An 18,230-nucleotide genomic window follows, 5' to 3' on the forward strand; every position below is an offset into this window, starting at 1 on the left:
GGCGTAGAATCCGCGCCACCTCCAGATGCGGGGGGGCGCCCACAAGATCATAGGATCCGAATGTCGCAGCAAACCACCATCCGCAAGCTTGCCGAACTGGTCAACACACCGGTCGAAAAACTGCTTGAACAGCTGGCCGGTGCCGGCATGAAGTTCAGCGGTCCCGACCAGGTCGTGACCAGCACCGAGAAGGTGAAGCTCCTGGGCTTCCTTCGTCGTTCGCACGGCAAGCCCGAGCAGGCGCCGGAAGAGACCGATCAGTCTGCAAAGAAGATCACCCTCAACCGCCGTAAACAGCAGGAAGTGACGGTCAATTCCGGTCGCAGCAAGACGACCGTGAATGTCGAGGTGCGCCAGAAGCGTACCTACGTCAAGTCCGATGGTGGTCGTGCGATGACTCCGGACGAAGAGCGCGCCGACATCCTGCGCAAGCTGGAAGAGTCGCGCGCCCGCAACCTCGCCGAACAGCAGGCATTGGCCGAGAAGGACCGTCTGCGCGACGAGGCCATCGTCCGTGCACGCGAGGAAGAGATTGCCGCCAAGGAGCGTGCCGAAGCCGAGAAGAAGGCTGCAGAGGAAGCAGCGGTTGCCGCCAAGGCCGCCGAGGCGCTGGCCGCCAGCCAGCCGAAGACGCGCGCTCCGATCGACGAAACCGCACCGCGTCCGCCGCGTACCCCGGCCGCAGCCCCGGCTGCCCCGCGTGGCGCTCCGCCACGCAGCGATGACCGCAACAACCGCAGCGCGCCGCGCAACGAGCGTGGCCCGGGCGATCGTTTCTCCGGCCAGATGCACCTGTCGGCCGCCGACCGTGCACGTCGTGGCAACAGCAACAGCACGACCCGTGGTCGTCCGGGCGGCCGGAACCAGGCCGGCGGCCGTCGCGACATGTCGCGCGGTGGCAGCAACGCCGGTCCGCATGCCTTCGAACGTCCGACCGCACCGGTCGTGCGTGAAGTGGCGATCGGCGACACGATCACCGTGGCCGACCTGGCGCAGAAGCTCGCGCTGAAGGGCGGCGAGGTGGTCAAGGCGCTGTTCAAGATGGGCGTGATGGCCACCATCACCCAGTCCATCGACCACGACACGGCGGCGCTGGTGACCGAGGAACTCGGCCACAAGGCGATCCGTGCCAACGACAACGACGCCGAAGACGCACTGCTGGCATCGACCGGTGAAAACCAGGGCGAAGCCGTGCAGCGCCCGCCGGTGGTCACCATCATGGGCCACGTCGACCACGGCAAGACCTCGCTGCTGGATTACATCCGCCGCACCAAGGTCGCCACCGGCGAAGCCGGCGGCATCACCCAGCACATCGGTGCGTACCACGTGGATACGCCGAAGGGCGTGATCAGCTTCCTGGATACCCCGGGCCACGCAGCCTTCACTTCGATGCGTGCCCGCGGTGCCAAGCTGACCGATATCGTGGTGCTGGTGGTCGCTGCCGATGACGGCGTGATGCCGCAGACCAAGGAAGCGATCCAGCATGCCCGTTCCGCCGGCGTGCCGCTGATCGTGGCAATCAACAAGATCGACAAGTCCGACGCCGATCCGATGCGGGTCAAGAACGAACTGCTGACCGAGCAGGTCGTGGCCGAAGACTTCGGTGGCGACACCCAGATGGTGGAGATCTCGGCCAAGACCGGCCTGGGCATCGACGACCTGCTGGACGCCATCTCGATCCAGGCCGAACTGCTGGAGCTGAAGGCTGTCGATGAAGGCCGCGCGTCCGGCGTGGTGATTGAATCGTCGCTGGACAAGGGCCGCGGCCCGGTCGCCACCGTGCTCGTGCAGCAGGGCCGCCTGAAGAAGGGCGATTACCTGGTGTGCGGCATCCAGTACGGCCGCGTGCGAGCGCTGTTCGACGAAACCGGCAAGCAGCCGGAGTTCGCCGGCCCGTCCATCCCGGTGCAGGTCCTGGGCCTGTCCGGCGTGCCGGAAGCCGGTGACGACTTCGTGGTGGTCGAGGACGAGCGTCTGGCCAAGGACGTTGCCCAGCAGCGTGAGACCAAGCGCCGCGAGTCGCGCCTGGTCGCCACGGCGGGCAGCCGGATGGAAGACATCATGGCGACCCTGGGCAAGGGTGAGGGCCAGCAGGTCCTCAACCTGGTCATCAAGGCCGACGTGCAGGGTTCGGTGCAGGCGCTGAGCCAGGCCCTGGTCGCGCTGTCCAACGACGACATCCGCATCAACGTGATCCACTCCGGCGTGGGCGGCATCACCGAGTCGGACGCCAATTCGGCTGCCGCCTCCAAGGCCACCGTCATCGGCTTCAACGTGCGTGCGGATGCTTCGGCCCGTCGCATCATCGAATCCAACGGCGTGGACCTGCGTTACTTCTCGATCATCTATGACGTGATCGATCAGGTGAAGCAGGTGGCCTCCGGTCTGCTGGGCGTGGAGATCCGCGAAGAGATCATCGGTATCGCCGAGGTCCGCGATGTCTTCCGCAGCTCCAAGCTGGGCGCCGTCGCCGGCTGCATGGTCATCGAAGGCGTGGTCAAGCGCAGCAAGCCGATCCGCGTCCTGCGCGACAGCGTGGTGGTGTTCGAAGGCGAGCTGGAATCGCTGCGTCGCTTCAAGGAAAACGTCGAGGAAGTCCGCAACGGTACCGAATGCGGTATCGGCGTGAAGGCTTACAACGACGTCAAGCCGGGCGACCAGATCGAGTGCTTCGAGCGCATCGAAGTGCCGCGTACCCTGTAATGCTGCAACGGACCGGCCCTCGCGGGCGGGTCCACCCCTGGTGGCGCCCGACCCCGGTCGGGCCGTCTCTCCCGGTAGGGCCCGACCTTGGTCGGGTCACATTCAATTCAAGAGCCCGACCGCGTGCCCAAGACTTTCCATCGAACCGACCGTGTCTCCGCCCAGCTGCGCCGTGAACTCGGCACCCTGGTGCACAACGCCGTGCGCGAGCACGGGTTGCCCTCGGTGAGCGTGTCCGACGTGGAAATCACCCGCGACATGGCCCATGCCAAGGTCTTTGTCACCGCGCTGATGCCGGAACGTTCGGCCGAAGCGGTGGCCGGCCTGAAGGAACTGGGCTATCGCCTGCGCATGGACCTGGCCCGGGCGATGAAGCTGCGTCACGTGCCGGAGCTGCATTTCCATTACGACGACTCGGTTGATCGGGGCGAGCACATCGACAACATCCTGCGCGATCTGCCCGACACCGTGGCTGCCGAGAAGCGCCGCGAGAGCGACGAAGAATAACCGCGCGACGCCGGGCATGCCCGGCGTTGCTGCATTCCGGCTGCGCGATGTCTGATGCAGGCCGCGCCGCGCGCTTGCCGGGCATGGTCCGGCGCTACACCCGTATCTGTCATGACCCGAATTCAGTTCCGCCGCCTGGACGGCATCCTGCTGCTCGACAAGTCGACCGGCATGAGCTCCAACGCTGCCCTGCAGGTGGCGCGCCGCCTGTTCCGTGCCGAGAAGGGCGGGCATACCGGCAGTCTCGACCCGCTGGCCACCGGCCTGCTGCCGTTGTGCTTCGGCGAGGCGACCAAGATCGCCGGCCTGCTGCTGGGCTCGGCCAAGGCCTATGACGCTGAGATCGTGCTCGGCCAGACCACCGACACCGATGACGCCGAAGGCGAGGTGCTGCTGCAGCGCCCGGTGCCGCAGATCACTGCTGACGTCCTGCAGGCCGCGCTGGCACCGCTGACCGGCAGCATCCGCCAGCGGGCCCCGATCTATTCAGCGCTGAAGCAGGGAGGCGAGCCGCTGTACGTGAAGGCCCGCCGCGGCGACGCCATCGAGGCCCCGGAGCGGCAGGTCCAGGTGCATGCCATCGAGGTCCTGGAACAGCAGCCCGAGCGGCTGCGCCTGCGCGTCACCTGTGGCTCGGGTACCTACATCCGCAGCCTGGCGCGTGATCTCGGCGAGGCGCTGGGCTGTGGTGCGCACATCAGCGCCCTGCGCCGGCTGTGGGTGGAGCCGTTCCGCGAGCCGGCGATGGTCACCCTGGACCAGCTGCGGGCGATGGTCGAAACGGGCGACCTGGCGGCCATGGATGCGCTGCTGCTGCCGCTGGCCGACGGTCTGGCCGGGTATCCGCGGGTCGAGCTGGACGCCGGCCAGACGCAACGGTTCTGCATGGGGCAGCGGTTGCGCGATGCCGGCTGGCCGCGCGGTCTGGTGGCGGTGTTCGGTCCGGACGCCGCTGTCCAGGGCCTCGGTCAGGTCGATGACAGTGGCCTGCTGGCCCCGCAGCGCCGCTTCAACCTCTGAGCAGGGGGGGGCGGTTCAGCCCCGGTCCTTGTCCCCGGAGCCCCTGGCCGTTACAATTTCGCGGCCATTTTCTGGCAGCCTGCCCCGCGCAGGTTTCATCCCTGTAGTCCACGGCGAGCCTGGCGGTGCGCGAAGCGCGTTCCTGCCGGCCACGCATCACTGAGAAAAAGACATGTCGATCGACACCCAGAAGGTCATTGAAGACAACAAGCGCAGCGCCGCCGACACCGGCTCCCCGGAAGTCCAGGTGGCCCTGCTGACCGCCCGCATCGAACTGCTGACCGGCCACTTCAAGACCCACAAGAAGGATCACCACAGCCGCCGCGGCCTGCTGCAGATGGTCAACCGCCGTCGCAGCCTGCTCGACTACCTGAAGAAGAAGGACGTCGAGCGTTACAAGGCCCTGATCGAGAAGCTTGGCCTGCGTCGCTAAGCAACGAATCCCCCGCGGCGCAGCGATGCGCCGCGGTTTTGTTTTGTAGTACCGCAATCCCCGATTCAGGCCGGAACGATCCGGTCACCCGCTGGCGGCAAGGGTCGCCGACGGTCCAAATTCGCAGACAGCATCCCCAAGGACACCCTCCGTGGCAAAAATCACCAAAACCTTCCAGTACGGCAAGCACACCGTCACGCTTGAGACCGGCGAAGTCGCCCGTCAGGCCAGCGGCGCCGTCATCGTCAAGATGGACGACACCGTACTGCTGGTCACCGCCGTCGCCGCCAAGAGCGCGCGCGAAGGCCAGGACTTCTTCCCGCTGACCGTCGACTATCAGGAGAAGTTCTACGCCGGCGGCCGCATTCCGGGTGGTTTCTTCAAGCGCGAAGGCCGTGCGACCGAGAAGGAAACCCTGATCTCGCGTCTGATCGACCGTCCGATCCGTCCGCTGTTCCCGGAAGACTACAAGAACGAAGTGCAGATCATCGCCACGGTGATGTCGCTGAACCCGGACGTGGACGGTGACATTCCGGCCCTGATCGGTGCTTCGGCGGCCCTGGCTCTGGCCGGGACCCCGTTCATGGGTCCGATCGGCGCTGCCAAGGTCGGTTACAAGAACGGCGAGTACATCCTGAACCCGACCGTCAGTGAACTGGCTGACTCGCAGCTGGAACTGGTCGTTGCCGGTACCTCCAACGCCGTGCTGATGGTCGAATCCGAAGCCGCGCTGCTGTCGGAAGAAGTGATGCTGGGCGCCGTGACCTTCGGTCACCGCGAAATGCAGAAGGTCATCAACGCGATCAACGAGCTGACCGTCGAAGCCGGCACCAAGCCGTCGACCTGGGAAGCCCCGGCCAAGAACGAAGCGCTGATCGCCGCCCTGAAGGAAGCCATCGGCCCGCGCCTGGGCGAAGCCTTCCAGGTGCGTGACAAGCTGCAGCGTCGCGACGCCATCTCGGCGATCAAGAAGGACGTGGTCGAAGCCCTGGCCGGCCGCGTGGCTGCCGAAGGCTGGAACCCGGCCGAGCTGTCGAAGGAATTCGGCGAACTGGAATACCGCACCATGCGCGACTCGGTGCTGGACACCAAGGTCCGCATCGACGGCCGTGCGCTGGATACCGTCCGCCCGATCTCCGTGAAGACCGGCGTGCTGCCGCGTACCCACGGCTCCTCGCTGTTCACCCGCGGCGAAACCCAGGCCATCGTGACCATCACCCTGGGCACCGCCCGCGACGGTCAGGTCATCGATGCCGTTGCCGGTGAGTACAAGGAAAACTTCCTGTTCCACTACAACTTCCCTCCGTTCTCGGTGGGTGAGTGCGGCCGCATGATGGGTCCGAAGCGCCGCGAGATCGGCCACGGTCGCCTGGCCAAGCGCGGCGTGCTGGCTGTCATGCCGTCGCTGGAAGCCTTCCCGTACACCATCCGCGTCGTCTCGGAAATCACCGAGTCGAACGGTTCCTCGTCGATGGCCTCGGTCTGCGGTTCGTCGCTGGCCCTGATGGACGCCGGCGTGCCGGTGAAGGCCCCGGTGGCGGGTATCGCCATGGGTCTGGTCAAGGAAGGCGACCGCTTCGTCGTCCTGTCCGACATCCTGGGTGACGAAGATCACCTGGGCGACATGGACTTCAAGGTGGCCGGTACCGCTGAGGGCATCTCCGCCCTGCAGATGGACATCAAGATCGAAGGCATCACCGAAGAGATCATGAAGCAGGCGCTGCAGCAGGCCAAGGCTGGCCGTCTGCACATCCTGGGCGAAATGGCCCACGGCCTGACCGCTCCGCGTTCGGAACTGTCCGACTACGCGCCGCGCCTGCTGACCATCAAGATCCACCCGGACAAGATCCGCGAAGTGATCGGCAAGGGTGGCTCGACCATCCAGGCCATCACCAAGGAAACCGGCACCCAGATCGACATCCAGGATGACGGCACCATCGTCATTGCCTCGGTCAACGCGATCGCTGCTCAGGCCGCCAAGGCCCGCATCGAGCAGATCACCTCGGACGTCGAGCCGGGCCGCATCTACGAAGGCAAGGTCGCCAAGATCATGGACTTCGGCGCGTTCGTCACCATCCTGCCGGGCAAGGACGGCCTGGTCCACGTCTCGCAGATCTCCAGCGAGCGCGTCGAGAAGGTCGGCGACAAGCTGAAGGAAGGCGATGTGGTCAAGGTCAAGGTGCTGGAAGTCGACAAGCAGGGCCGTATCCGCCTGTCGATGAAGGCCGTGGAAGAAGGCGAGGGCGCCAGCGCCGAATGATCGACCCACGGTCGATCACGGCAGGTGTCAACCCGGGTTGAGCACCGCCGCTGACATCGCTGGAATGAGAAAGCGGGCTTCGGCCCGCTTTTTCTTTGTCCGGCATCCTGAGCGGGCTTGCCGCTATGCTGTTGTCATGGACCTCCTGCGCCTGCTCGACCTGGACATCGACCGCCCGGCGCAGCGCGTGAGCCGGGCCGGTGAGGCCCTGCCCATCAGTGGCCTGAGCTGGACCCTGTTCGACGTGCTGCTTGCACACGGCACCCGTGTGGTGGATTTCGACACGTTGGCGGCCCAGGTCTGGGCACCTGCGGTGGTTGGCGAGGATGCGGTCAGTCAGCGGGTGAAACTGCTGCGGCAGGCACTCGGCGATGACAGCCGTCAGCCGCGCTACATCCGTTCGGTGCGTGGGCGTGGCTATCAGCTGTGCGCCGCACCGATACCGATGGCACCGCCGCCAGTGATCCGATCGTCACGAGGGCGCTGGTGGTGGGCTGCAGCGCTGGTGGCGGTGGGCGGGTTGGCGGTGGCGGTGCTGGCGTGGCCGGACCAGGCTCCGCCCGCCGCAGCCACGTCCCTGCTGCAGCGCGCGGACTATTACGCCGGCATCGGCCAGGCGAGCAACAACGAACGCGCGATCGCCCTCTACCGCCAGGCACTCCAGGTCGATCCAGAATCCAGCGCGGCCCGGCGTGGGCTGGCACGTGCATTGTCGGCGCAGGGATGCCTGTTCAACGGTTCTCCGCAGCAGATGCGCGAAGCGCTGGCGCTGGCCGACTCCGAACGTGCACGAGCGCCGCATGACGGTGCCACGTACGCCCTGCGCGGGTATGCGCATGATTGCCTTGGGCGGATGGACGATGCGGTAGCCGACTACGCGCGCGCGATCCAGCTCGATCCTGCGGACGAGCGCACCCGCGCATCGCTGGCCTACCTGCAGCAGGAGCAGGGCCACCTGTCGCTGGCGCTGCGCGCCAACCTCGCGCTCAAGGCACCCGAACGCATCCGCTTCCGTGATGTGCAGGTGGCGCGCGAAATGGAACTGCTCGGTTTCACCCAGGCGGCAGCGCAGCGCCATGCGCGCAACTTCCAGCTTTACCCGGACAACGTGTTCGCCAACATCGCGTGGCCGCGCAGCCTGTACGTTGCCGGGGCCGCCGGGCGCGCCCGGGAGGAGCTGGCCATCGCATTGACGCGTGGCACACCACACCCCCAGCTGCTGCGCCTGCAGGGAGAACTGGCATTGCTGGCCGGTGACACCGCGGCGGCGGCCGAGGCGTTCGCGACGGCGCACCGGCTGCGGCCGCAGCAATCGTTGGGAGAGACGCTGGCGGGCCTGTACGGATCGACGGCCATCGATCCGGCATGGGCACGTGCGCGATTGCAGCGCCTGCCGGCGGGGAGTGGTGATGGTTGGGCCGATGCTGCGCTCGAGCGGGCTCTGCTGTTGCAGTCGGTGGGTGATGCGAAGGCCGCCGTGGCCGCGCTGCACCAGGCGGTGGACGATGGCTTCCGCGATGCGGCATGGCTGCGTGCCACGCCGCTGTATGCTCCGCTGCGCAGCGCGCCGGAGTGGGAGCCGCTGCTGGCGCGTATCGATGCGGATGTCGCCAGGCAGCGCGCGCAGGTCCTCGCCGCCGCATGGCGACCCTCCGATCTGTCCGGTCTCAGCGCAGTGCCGGAAGCAGGAACTCAGTGAGAATCCGCCGCGACTGCGGATGGGCGAAGCTGCGGTTGTAGGCTTGGCTGGTGACTACGGCCACGGCATTCCTGTCAGGAATCAGGAAGACATAATTGCCACCGTTGCCGGACATCGCCCACACGGTCCGCTGCCTGCCCTGCACCGTCAGCTGCAGGCCCCACCATTGGTAGCCGTACTCGCTGCCATCGCCAGTGCGGGCCTGTGGCTGGATCATTGCAGCGATGAAATCACGGGGAACCAGTTGCCGGCCATTGCCGCGCCCCTGATCCAGCACCAGCTGCCCCAGCCGCGCCAGGTCGCGGCTGCGGTAGCGCGTGCCGCCGCCTCCCATTCCGATGCCCTCCGGTGAACGGTTCCAGTGGCTCTCGGTGATGCCCAGCGGACGCTCCAGTGCCCGGGCGGCATAGTCCGACAGTGGCATGCCGGTGGCCCTCTCGAGCACGGCGCCGAGCACGAACGAGTCGGCCGTACAGTACGCGAAGGAACGGCCATGAGGGCTGTCCTCCGGTCGCTGCATCCAGGGCGCGAAGCCCTTCACCGGCAGGGACAGGGCAAAGTCCAGCCAGCGCTCGCTCACGTACATGCGCTCTTCGTGGCCGCTCGAGAACGGGTTCTCGTCGTCGCATTCCCACAGGCTGCTCATGGTCAGCAGATCCTGCAGGGTGATGGCGCGCAGGCGCGGGTCGACGACGTGGCGCGCGGTGAATCCGGGGAAGTAGTCGTAGACCCGGGCCTGCACGCCCGGCAGCGCCCCCTCGCCGATGGCGGCGCCGATCAGCAGTGCGGTCACGCTTTTGCTGGCCGAGCGCACATCGTGCAGGGTGCCCGCGTCCGCGCCGTTGAAGTAGCCCTCGTAGACGACGTTGCCGTCGACCTGCAGCAGCACGCTGCGGATCTGCTTGAGGTCATCGCGGGCGATGGCCTGCTCCAGGGCGGGCAGGCGGACGGAGGCGGGCGTTGCGGCGCCGGTGGTGTGGGGTATGAATGCCAGCAGCAGAAGGAGGAAGGACATCAACGGACGCATGGTCGGGCTCCATCGGAAAGGAGACTGGATTGAGCCCGGTCCTTCGCTGAAGTGCTGGAAGCGTGTCTGAAGAATTCTGAAGGGCCAGTACCGGCGACGGCAGCGCGCTGTCCTGCCGTGGGGCGTCAGGGACATGCCGATGTCATCCTGCGGGCGTCCGTGCCTGTCCAGTGGACGACATTCGATGAAGCCGCGCCGGGGCGTGATCGGTTTGCTACCGTGGCTGCGCCTTCGAACCGGGAGATCCCATGTTCCGCCAGACCCTGGCCGTCCTTGCCGTCCTTGCCGTACTCGTCACCGCTGCCGTGCCCGGCGCAGTGCACGCTGCGCCGGCGCAGTCGCCGATCTTCGGCGCCTACTACCCCGGTGGCTCGGCCGGGCGCTATCCGGTGTCGAGCATTCCAGCCGAGCGCCTGACGCATCTGTTCTACGCGTTCTCCACCATCGAAGACGGCCGATGCGTGATCGGTGCGGACGCATCGAAGAACGTTGCCGAGCTGGCTGACCTGAAAAAAGCGCATCCGCATCTGCGCACGCTGATCTCGATCGGCGGCTGGGGCGCCGGTGGGTTCTCCGATGCCGCGCTGACCGAAGCCAGCCGCAGGCGCCTGGTCGACTCCTGCATGGCGCTGTTCTTCGAGCGGCACGCAGGCAGCTTCGATGGCGTGGACATCGACTGGGAGTTTCCGGTCAGTGGCGGCCCGAAGGAACTGGCGCATCGTCCGCAGGACCGGGCCAACATGACGCGCCTGGCGCAGGCGTTCCGTACCGCGCTCGATACGTACGGGCGCAGGGCAGGGCAGCCGATGCTGCTGACCGCCGCGCTGGCCGCTGGCCGGCTGCAGACCGATGGCCCCTATGATCCCGCCGCCAGCTACGACCTGCCGGCGCTGGCCCGGATACTCGATTTCATCAACCTGATGAGCTACGACATGGGTACCGGTTTTTCGGCCGTGTCGACCTTCAACGCGCCATTGCATGAAGTGCCGGCCGACCCGCTGGCGCCGGAACTGCGGCGCTGGAACAACGTGGCCGGTGCGGTGCAGTACTACCGCGAACATGGCGTGCCGGCGGACAAGCTGGTGCTGGGCGTGCCGTTCTACGGGCGCGGCTTCAAGGTGACCGGGGAGAGTGCCGACGGCCTGTACCAGGCTTACAGTGCGCCGGCCGATGCCGGCGACTGGCGGGTGATCAAGGCGCGTTACCTCGATCAGCCGGGCTGGACCAGGCACTGGCACCCGCAGGCGCAGAGCCCGTGGTTGTACAACCCGCGGGAGAACGTCTTCATCAGCTATGAAGACCCGCGTTCGATCGGCCTGCGGGCGCAGTTCGCCCGCGAACAGGGGCTGGCCGGTGTCTTCATGTGGGAGCTGACCGGCGACGATGAACAGGCCAGCCTGCTCAACGCGATGCTGGCGCCCTGGCACAAGGCCCGCGTGGGCGATTGAAGGCGCCGCGCTCCGCCGGCATGGCCCGGCGGGGCGGTCAGTCGGCCCAGACGCTGTTGGGGTCGCCGTTGCGCGCCCGGCGTTGGCTGGCCAGCGCCAGGCGCGCAAAGCCGAAGGCCATCGCCAGGGCGGCGGCGTCGATCCAGAACAGCGGCCAGTGCCCGGCAGCGGCGGCACGCCACAGCCAGTCACCGTTCAATGCACCATGCAGGACCGGCACCAGCGCGGTCGCGGCCGCAGCGGCCCACAGCAGTTCCCGGGCAGCCTGTGCGGGCCTGCGCAGGAATGCCCACAGCGCGCACGCGGCCCAGCTGCTGAAACAGGCCCAACGGATGCCCGGGTCGACCGCCGCGGGTGCTGCGCGTTCGAGCACCAGCGCCACCACGAACGCCAACGAGATCGCCACGCACAGGCCGATGCAGACGCCGACGGTGGCACGCGCCATGTTGACGGCCGCACGCGACTGCTCGGGCTGGCGTCGCTTGCGTCGCGATTCGATCCACAGCAGGTTGCCGGAATAGAACAGGAAGGCGCCGCCGAGCCCCATCAGGAAGTACAACCAGACCCCCACGCCGTTGCCGAACTCACCGAAATGAAGCGCATAGGCGGCGCTCAGCGTAGCGTGATTGGCATCGCGCTGGCCCGGCAGCTGCGTGGCCAGCACGTCGCCGGTGGTCACGTCCAGGGCGACCGCGCCCAGCGGGCCCAGCGTGCCGGTGGATTCGCCGGTGATCTCGATGGTGGCCTTGGCGTCGCCACCATTGGCCAGTTTCAGATAGGCCGGTTCGAAGTTGGCCACGCCCTGGGCGCGGGCCACTTCCAGGGCGCGCGCATGCAGGACCTGCAGGCTGCCCGGCGGTGCCGGAACGCCGCTGGCCTCGCGCACCGGAGCGGTATCCATCGCGGTCGGCACGGCCTGCAGCAGTTTGCCATCGAAGATCAGCGGATTGAGCAGTGCCATCTGTACGAACGCCAGGCAGAGCAGGGCGCCGGTAACGGCGAACATCAGATGGAAGGGCAGACTGAGCACGCCGATCACGTTGTGCGCATCCTGCCACTGCTGCTTGAGGTTGCGGCCCGGGCGCAACGCGAACAGGTCACCCAGCAGTTTCGGCAGGTGGATCACCAGGCCGCTGAGCAGGGCCATGCCGTACAGCAGGCTGACGATGCCCATTACATACACGCCGGCCACCGGCAGGCCCAGGCTGTAATGCAGCTCGTTGACCAGTTCGGCCAGACCGGTCTGCGGCGGCGTCGGGCTGCCGGCGGTGTGTCCCGGCCACGCATAGCGCCAGCTGCCGTCATCGGTCTGCCAGTAGGCCAGCGGCTGCGGATGGTCGGTGCCGGGGAAGGTCATGCCGACATGGCGGCGTGCCTCCGCGTGGGCTGCCAGCACGTCCTCGAGCAGGTGCTGTGCGTCATCCAGGTCCGCGGGCAATGCCGTCGCCGCGCCCGGCGTCTGCCACAACGGCAGGTCATGGTGGAAGAGGGTCAGGGCGCCTGCATAGAAGGCCACGAACAGGCCAAAGCCGGCGACCAGGCCGACCCAGGTGTGCAGGGTGGTGAACGTTCGCAGCGTCTGCGAGGAGAACTTCATGGGGACGGTCTCATTGCACCGCACCGGCCAGGCGCAGCAGGCCGAGCACGGCGAAGCCGGCGCCAGCAGTGCCGGCCAGGGCCAGCCAGGCGTGTGCGGCGCGGCGGAAGCTGAACGCCCAGAGGGCGGCCAGCATCCACAGCGGGATGAAGGCGATCAGGGCCGGTACCAGGGCGTGCTGCCATGGGCCGGGCGGCAGCCAGGCCACCAGTCCGGTGGCGGCCGCGGCCAGCAGGAAGCCGGCGAAGATGCCGGCGAGGGCGCGGGCCCACATCAGCGCGGCTCCGTGCCGGGGCGGTGCCAGGCGGCGATGGCCGGCAGCAGCATCGCCGCCAGCATCCAGGTGCACAGCATCGCCACCAGCCCCGCGGCGAAGCCCAGTTCGGCCATCCACAGCCATAGTGCGGCCGCAGCGGCAACCAGGCCGATCTGTCGGCCAAGCCGGCCAGCCCGGCGCAGGCGCGGCCAGCGGCAATGCGGCGAGGCGGCATAGAAGGCCGTCGCCGAGAACATCGCAGACAGCACGCCCAGGCTGCAGAAGCCGAGCGTGGAAAGGCCGACAGTGATCATTGCCGGCAGCCTGCGCGGCGCGAGGGCGGCGAACGCGGGACACGGGCGGGGCCGGCGTAGGCCGGTCGGAGCGGGTGGCGCATCACGAGGTCCTGGGGGAAAGCGGGCAGGCTGGCACGGGGCGGGCTGCCTGGATATGGTAATCATTGCGATTTCAGGCTGCCAGCGACGGCCATTCAGGGGCGCGACGGGGAGTGCTTGGGCTTTCCCGCGCACTGGTCTAAAATCGCAGTCATTATCCTGACTGGAACAAGGTGGCCCGCGCCCAGCGCCGGCCGAGCGTGCGACATGAGCACTACCACCGCCCACGGTTGACCTGCCCCCGAAGGCCCTGCGTTCCAGGCGCCCTCGCGGCGCTTTTTTATTGCCCGGGCGCCTGCCCGGAGCCGCTTTCCAGCCCGCAGCGCGGGCCCCCGCACGAAGCCACTGCGATGATCAACATTACCCTTCCCGACGGCAGCCGCCGCGAGTTCGAAAACCCCGTCAGCGTCATGGACGTCGCCCAGTCGATCGGTGCCGGCCTGGCCAAGGCGACCATCGCCGGCTCGGTCGATGGCGTGCTGGTCGATGCCAGCGACGTCATCGATCACGATGCCAGCCTGCGCATCATCACCGCCAAGGACGAGGAGGGCGTGGAGATCATCCGCCACTCCTGCGCCCACCTGGTCGGCCATGCCGTCAAGCAGCTGTACCCGGACGTGAAGATGGTCATCGGCCCGGTCATCGCCGAGGGCTTCTACTACGACATCTACTCCGAGCGCCCGTTCACCCCGGACGACATGGCCGCGATCGAGAAGCGCATGGGTGAACTGATCGCCCAGGACTACGACGTCATCAAGAAGATGACGCCGCGCGCGGAAGTGATCGAGATCTTCAAGGCGCGTGGCGAGGACTACAAGCTGCGCCTGATCGAGGACATGTCCGACGACATCCAGGCCATGGGCATGTACTACCACCAGGAGTATGTGGACATGTGCCGTGGCCCGCACGTGCCGAACACGCGCTTCCTGAAGGCCTTCAAGCTGACCCGCATTTCCGGTGCGTACTGGCGTGGTGACGCGCAGAACGAGCAGCTGCAGCGCATCTACGGCACCGCCTGGGCCGACAAGAAGCAGCTCGATGCCTACATCAAGCGCATCGAGGAAGCCGAAATGCGCGACCACCGCCGCATCGGCAAGCAGCAGGACCTGTTCCACCTGCAGGAAGAGGCGCCGGGCCTGGTGTTCTGGCACCCCAAGGGCTGGGCGCTGTGGCAGGTGGTCGAGCAGTACATGCGCAAGGTCTATCGCAACAGCGGCTATGGCGAAGTGCGCTGCCCCCAGATCCTGGACGTGAGCCTGTGGAAGAAGTCCGGTCACTGGGACAACTACCAGGACAACATGTTCTTCACCGAGTCGGAGAAGCGCACCTACGCGGTCAAGCCGATGAACTGCCCGGGCCACGTCCAGGTGTTCAACCAGGGCCTGCACAGCTACCGCGACCTGCCGATCCGCTACGGTGAGTTCGGTTCCTGCCACCGCAACGAGCCCTCCGGCGCACTGCACGGCATCCTTCGCGTGCGCGGCTTCACCCAGGACGACGGCCATGTGTTCTGCACCGAGGCGCAGATCGAATCCGAGGTGACCGCCTTCCACCAGCAGGCGCTGGCGGTCTACCGGCACTTCGGCTTCGAGGAGATCCAGATCAAGATCGCGCTGCGCCCGGAATCGCGGCTGGGCGATGACGCCACCTGGGACAAGGCCGAGGGCGCACTGCGCTCGGCGCTGGCCAGCTGCGGCGTGGAGTGGCAGGAACTGCCGGGCGAGGGCGCCTTCTACGGCCCGAAGATCGAGTACCACCTGAAGGACGCCATCGGCCGTACCTGGCAGCTGGGCACGATGCAGGTCGACTTCATGATGCCCGGCCGCCTGGGCGCCGAGTACGTGGACGAGAACAGCCAGAAGAAGCACCCGGTCATGCTGCACCGGGCGATCGTCGGCTCCATGGAGCGTTTCATCGGCATCCTGATCGAGCACCATGCCGGCCAGTTCCCGGCCTGGCTGGCGCCGACCCAGGTGGTGGTGGCCAACATTACCGACGCCCAGGCCGACTACGTCTCGGGCGTGACCAAAACCCTTGCGGAGCAAGGCTTCCGCGTCAGCTCGGATTTGCGTAACGAGAAGATCGGCTATAAAATCCGCGAGCATACGTTGCAGCGCGTGCCCTACCTGCTGGTCATTGGTGACCGCGAGAAGGAAAATGGGGCTGTGGCGGTGCGTACGCGTTCTGGCGAAGACCTGGGCAGCATGAGCCTGCAGGCCTTCATCGAGCGGCTCCAGGCCGAGGGCGCGTAAGCAAAGGTCCGGTCCGGGGGCACAGGCACCCGGACCGGTTCGATACCCTTGGGAGAACGTAATATCAGCACCCCTGACAACAAACAGAACCGCAAGAATCAGGAAATCCGTGTGCCGCGCGTCCGCGTGATCGGCAGTGACGGAGAAATGATCGGCGTGTTGTCGCGCGACGAAGCGCTGTCCATGGCCGAAGATGAAGGCCTGGACCTGGTCGAAATCCAGCCGCAGGCCGATCCGCCGGTCTGCAAGATCATGGACTTCGGCAAGTTCAAGTTCGAAGCGCAGAAGAAGGCCAGCGAGGCCAAGAAGAAGACCAAGCAGGTCGAGATCAAGGAAGTGAAGTTCCGTCCGGTCACGGACGAGGGCGACTACCAGATCAAGCTGCGCAAGATGCGCGGGTTCCTTGAAGAAGGCGACAAGATCAAGGTCAACATCCGTTTCCGTGGCCGTGAAATGAGCCACCAGGAACTGGGTCGCGAAATGGCCAACCGGATCGAGACCGATCTGGGCGAGGACATCGTCATTGAATCCCGTCCGCGCCTGGAAGGGCGTCAGATGGTCATGATGATCGCGCCGAAGAAGAAGACCTGAGGCCTGACGGGCCGCCTTCCGGGGCGCCTGGCTGAATGGTTCAGGGTAAGGGGACGCCACTGGCGTCCCTTTGCTTTTGCAGGATGCCGGTGAAATGCCGGCGCAAGGAGTGCTGGGGCTGGTGGCAGGGCGGTTTTGCCTGTATCATGCCCGGCTCGACCCACCCAGGACGGGTCGTACGCCGATCATGGCAGGACGGAAAGAGCGGCCCAGGCCGCCGCCAGATCAGTCAGAAACCAGGGTCAAATCCCATCAAGGACATTGCAATGCCCAAGATCAAGACCAACCGGGCAGCGGCCAAGCGTTTCCGCAAGACCGCCTCGGGCAAGTACAAGTGCGGCCACGCCAACCGTAGCCACATCCTCACGAAGAAAGCGACCAAGCGTAAGCGTAATCTGCGTCAGACGGGCCATGTCCGTGCAGAAGACGCAGGCCGTCTGGACCGCATGCTCCCTTACCTCTGAGGAACTGAAAAATGGCACGAGTTAAGCGTGGCGTACAGGCGCGTCGCCGCCACAAGAAGATTCTGGATCTCGCCAAGGGCTATTACAACGCCCGCCGCAAGGTCTTCCGCGTTGCCAAGCAGGCGGTCATCAAGGCACAGCAGTACGCCTACATCGGCCGTAAGCAGAAGAAGCGCAACTTCCGTTCGCTGTGGATCACCCGCATCAATGCGGCTGCCCGCATCAATGGTCTGAGCTACAGCCGCTTCATGAACGGCCTGCTGAAGGCCGGCATCACCCTGGACCGTAAGGTCCTGGCTGACATCGCCGTGCACGACGCAGCCGGCTTTGCCGCGCTGGCCGAAAAGGCCAAGGGCGCGCTGGCGGCATAAGTCCTTCCCGATGCCGTTGCCGTTCATCCGGAACGGTGTCAGGTCAAGGCAATGCATGGGGAAGGGCGCAAGTCCTTCCCCATTCTTTTTTGGGTCCCGGCGTGGCCACGGCGACGCGGGGACGGCGGTGGCGACAGGGGTCGGCCCTTCGCCTGCCGCGATGGCAGATCGACTGGAGTTCCGGCCCCCCATGAGCGACATCCAATCCCTCACCACCCAGGCGCTGGCCGAGGTGGCTGCTGCACAGAGCCCCGACGTGCTGGAGCAACTGCGCGTGGCCCTGCTCGGCAAGAGCGGCAGCATCACTGCGCAGCTCAAGCAGCTCGGCGCCCTGCCGGCCGACGAGCGCAAGGCCGCCGGTGAAGCGATCAACCAGGCCCGCGACGCACTGACCCGCGCGCTGGGCGAGCGCAAGGCGCTGCTGGAGGATGCGGCACTGGATGCGCGCCTGGCCGCCGAAGCCATCGACATCACCCTGCCGGGCCGCAATGGCGAACGCGCCGGCCTGCACCCGATCACCCGTACCCTGGAGCGCATCACCGGCATCTTCGGCCGACTGGGCTACGAGTTGTCGGAAGGGCCGGAGATCGAGGATGACTGGCACAACTTCGAGGCGCTGAATTTCCCGCCGCACCACCCGGCGCGCGCCATGCATGACACCTTCTACTTCGGTGACGGCCGCCTGCTGCGCACTCATACCTCCGGTGTGCAGGTGCGCTACATGGGCGACCATGCGCCGCCGTTGCGCATGATCGCCGCCGGCAAGGTGTACCGCAGCGACAGCGACCAGACCCACTCGCCGATGTTCCATCAGGTCGAAGGCCTGCTGGTGGACGAGCACTCGACCTTCGCCGACCTGAAGGGCACGCTTGCCGAATTCGTCCGTGCCTTCTTCGAGCGCGACTTCGAGATGCGCTTCCGTCCCAGCTACTTCCCGTTCGTCGAGCCCGGTGCGGAAGTGGACATCGCCTGGCAGCAGCCCGATGGCAGCACCCGCTGGCTGGAAGTGCTCGGCTGCGGCATGGTCCATCCGAACGTGCTGCGCAGCGTCGGCATCGATCCTGAGCGCTACACCGGTTTCGCCTTCGGCATGGGCGTGGAGCGTTTCGCGATGCTGCGCTACGGCGTCAACGATCTGCGCGCGTTCTTCGAGAACGATGTGCGCTTCCTGAAGCAGTTCGCGTAACGCATTCGGCAACGCCGGGCC

The 18,230-nt window shown here is 66.6% G+C and carries 16 protein-coding genes; 12 read left to right on the forward strand and 4 right to left on the reverse strand.

Annotation, left to right across the window (positions count from 1 at the left end; genetic code table 11):
* Window positions 1–60 precede the first annotated feature (60 nt).
* From infB to ACVOJ1_RS00815, 6 genes are all read left to right on the forward strand, one after another.
* On the forward strand, window positions 61–2,703 hold the full coding sequence (gene infB / locus ACVOJ1_RS00790) for a translation initiation factor IF-2 (protein WP_053518674.1): 2,643 nt from the start codon (window positions 61–63) through the stop codon (window positions 2,701–2,703).
* A gap of 123 nt (window positions 2,704–2,826) precedes the next feature.
* Complete coding sequence (gene rbfA, locus ACVOJ1_RS00795; protein ID WP_053518676.1) at window positions 2,827–3,210, forward strand: 30S ribosome-binding factor RbfA; 384 nt, start codon at window positions 2,827–2,829, stop codon at window positions 3,208–3,210.
* Window positions 3,211–3,321: 111 nt separating this feature from the next.
* Window positions 3,322–4,230, forward strand: coding sequence for a tRNA pseudouridine(55) synthase TruB (gene truB / locus ACVOJ1_RS00800; protein WP_065181858.1), 909 nt, complete (start codon window positions 3,322–3,324; stop codon window positions 4,228–4,230).
* Window positions 4,231–4,402: 172 nt separating this feature from the next.
* Window positions 4,403–4,663 carry a 30S ribosomal protein S15 gene (gene rpsO / locus ACVOJ1_RS00805; protein ID WP_005417886.1) on the forward strand — a complete coding sequence of 87 codons (261 nt, stop codon included), beginning with the start codon at window positions 4,403–4,405 and terminating at the stop codon, window positions 4,661–4,663.
* 151 nt (window positions 4,664–4,814) lie between these two features.
* On the forward strand, window positions 4,815–6,923 hold the full coding sequence (gene pnp, locus ACVOJ1_RS00810; RefSeq protein ID WP_053518678.1) for a polyribonucleotide nucleotidyltransferase: 2,109 nt from the start codon (window positions 4,815–4,817) through the stop codon (window positions 6,921–6,923).
* A 136-nt stretch (window positions 6,924–7,059) separates the two neighbouring features.
* Window positions 7,060–8,622: a winged helix-turn-helix domain-containing protein gene (locus ACVOJ1_RS00815; protein WP_346479893.1), complete on the forward strand. Its 1,563-nt coding sequence runs from the start codon at window positions 7,060–7,062 to the stop codon at window positions 8,620–8,622.
* Here the strand turns inward: ACVOJ1_RS00815 and ACVOJ1_RS00820 are convergent.
* Window positions 8,591–9,637 carry a serine hydrolase domain-containing protein gene (locus tag ACVOJ1_RS00820; RefSeq protein ID WP_263175194.1) on the reverse strand — a complete coding sequence of 349 codons (1,047 nt, stop codon included), beginning with the start codon at window positions 9,635–9,637 and terminating at the stop codon, window positions 8,591–8,593. The two genes, ACVOJ1_RS00815 and ACVOJ1_RS00820, sit on opposite strands and share 32 nt — an antisense overlap.
* Before the next feature lie 260 nt (window positions 9,638–9,897).
* Here ACVOJ1_RS00820 and ACVOJ1_RS00825 point away from each other — a divergent pair, with 260 nt between their 5' ends.
* Window positions 9,898–11,097: a glycoside hydrolase family 18 protein gene (locus ACVOJ1_RS00825; protein ID WP_346479894.1), complete on the forward strand. Its 1,200-nt coding sequence runs from the start codon at window positions 9,898–9,900 to the stop codon at window positions 11,095–11,097.
* A gap of 37 nt (window positions 11,098–11,134) precedes the next feature.
* On the opposite strand, the gene ACVOJ1_RS00830 is transcribed toward ACVOJ1_RS00825, so the two are convergent.
* From ACVOJ1_RS00830 to ACVOJ1_RS00840, 3 genes are read right to left on the reverse strand one after another with little or no spacing between them, the layout of a single operon-like run.
* Window positions 11,135–12,694, reverse strand: coding sequence for a PepSY-associated TM helix domain-containing protein (locus ACVOJ1_RS00830; protein ID WP_346479895.1), 1,560 nt, complete (start codon window positions 12,692–12,694; stop codon window positions 11,135–11,137).
* Between the two features lie 10 nt (window positions 12,695–12,704).
* Window positions 12,705–12,968 carry a hypothetical protein gene (locus ACVOJ1_RS00835; protein WP_197571972.1) on the reverse strand — a complete coding sequence of 88 codons (264 nt, stop codon included), beginning with the start codon at window positions 12,966–12,968 and terminating at the stop codon, window positions 12,705–12,707.
* Entirely contained in the window at window positions 12,968–13,264 is a 297-nt protein-coding gene (locus ACVOJ1_RS00840; RefSeq protein WP_197571971.1) for a hypothetical protein, read from the reverse strand. Before ACVOJ1_RS00840 ends, ACVOJ1_RS00835 begins: the two co-directional genes overlap by 1 nt.
* 431 nt (window positions 13,265–13,695) lie before the next feature.
* Here ACVOJ1_RS00840 and thrS point away from each other — a divergent pair, with 431 nt between their 5' ends.
* The 5 genes from thrS to ACVOJ1_RS00865 all read left to right on the forward strand — a co-directional run bounded on the left by thrS (window position 13,696) and on the right by ACVOJ1_RS00865 (window position 18,209).
* Entirely contained in the window at window positions 13,696–15,597 is a 1,902-nt protein-coding gene (thrS, locus tag ACVOJ1_RS00845; protein ID WP_065175534.1) for a threonine--tRNA ligase, read from the forward strand.
* Between the two features lie 48 nt (window positions 15,598–15,645).
* Window positions 15,646–16,188: a translation initiation factor IF-3 gene (infC, locus tag ACVOJ1_RS00850; RefSeq protein ID WP_079222586.1), complete on the forward strand. Its 543-nt coding sequence runs from the start codon at window positions 15,646–15,648 to the stop codon at window positions 16,186–16,188.
* Between the two features lie 266 nt (window positions 16,189–16,454).
* On the forward strand, window positions 16,455–16,652 hold the full coding sequence (gene rpmI / locus ACVOJ1_RS00855) for a 50S ribosomal protein L35 (RefSeq protein WP_005410436.1): 198 nt from the start codon (window positions 16,455–16,457) through the stop codon (window positions 16,650–16,652).
* Between the two features lie 11 nt (window positions 16,653–16,663).
* The gene (rplT, locus tag ACVOJ1_RS00860; protein ID WP_005410435.1) at window positions 16,664–17,023 is read left to right on the forward strand and encodes a 50S ribosomal protein L20; all 360 of its coding nucleotides are present in this window, start codon (window positions 16,664–16,666) and stop codon (window positions 17,021–17,023) included.
* Between the two features lie 190 nt (window positions 17,024–17,213).
* Window positions 17,214–18,209, forward strand: a complete 996-nt coding sequence (locus ACVOJ1_RS00865) for a phenylalanine--tRNA ligase subunit alpha (protein WP_065181862.1) — start codon at window positions 17,214–17,216, stop codon at window positions 18,207–18,209.
* Window positions 18,210–18,230: the final 21 nt, after the last annotated feature.

The organism is Stenotrophomonas sp. STEN225, from assembly GCF_056756445.1.

Excerpts from the sequence above, each read along its gene's own strand:
- infB (WP_053518674.1), top strand. The coding sequence starts at position 61 with ATGTCGCAGCAAACCACCATCCGCAAGCTTGCCGAACTGGTCAACACA.
- truB (WP_065181858.1), top strand. The coding sequence starts at position 3,322 with ATGACCCGAATTCAGTTCCGCCGCCTGGACGGCATCCTGCTGCTCGAC.
- rpsO (WP_005417886.1), top strand. The coding sequence starts at position 4,403 with ATGTCGATCGACACCCAGAAGGTCATTGAAGACAACAAGCGCAGCGCC.
- ACVOJ1_RS00815 (WP_346479893.1), top strand. The coding sequence starts at position 7,060 with ATGGACCTCCTGCGCCTGCTCGACCTGGACATCGACCGCCCGGCGCAG.
- ACVOJ1_RS00820 (WP_263175194.1), bottom strand. The coding sequence starts at position 9,637 with ATGTCCTTCCTCCTTCTGCTGCTGGCATTCATACCCCACACCACCGGC.
- ACVOJ1_RS00825 (WP_346479894.1), top strand. The coding sequence starts at position 9,898 with ATGTTCCGCCAGACCCTGGCCGTCCTTGCCGTCCTTGCCGTACTCGTC.
- ACVOJ1_RS00830 (WP_346479895.1), bottom strand. The coding sequence starts at position 12,694 with ATGAAGTTCTCCTCGCAGACGCTGCGAACGTTCACCACCCTGCACACC.
- ACVOJ1_RS00835 (WP_197571972.1), bottom strand. The coding sequence starts at position 12,968 with ATGTGGGCCCGCGCCCTCGCCGGCATCTTCGCCGGCTTCCTGCTGGCC.
- ACVOJ1_RS00840 (WP_197571971.1), bottom strand. The coding sequence starts at position 13,264 with ATGATCACTGTCGGCCTTTCCACGCTCGGCTTCTGCAGCCTGGGCGTG.
- thrS (WP_065175534.1), top strand. The coding sequence starts at position 13,696 with ATGATCAACATTACCCTTCCCGACGGCAGCCGCCGCGAGTTCGAAAAC.
- rpmI (WP_005410436.1), top strand. The coding sequence starts at position 16,455 with ATGCCCAAGATCAAGACCAACCGGGCAGCGGCCAAGCGTTTCCGCAAG.
- rplT (WP_005410435.1), top strand. The coding sequence starts at position 16,664 with ATGGCACGAGTTAAGCGTGGCGTACAGGCGCGTCGCCGCCACAAGAAG.
- ACVOJ1_RS00865 (WP_065181862.1), top strand. The coding sequence starts at position 17,214 with ATGAGCGACATCCAATCCCTCACCACCCAGGCGCTGGCCGAGGTGGCT.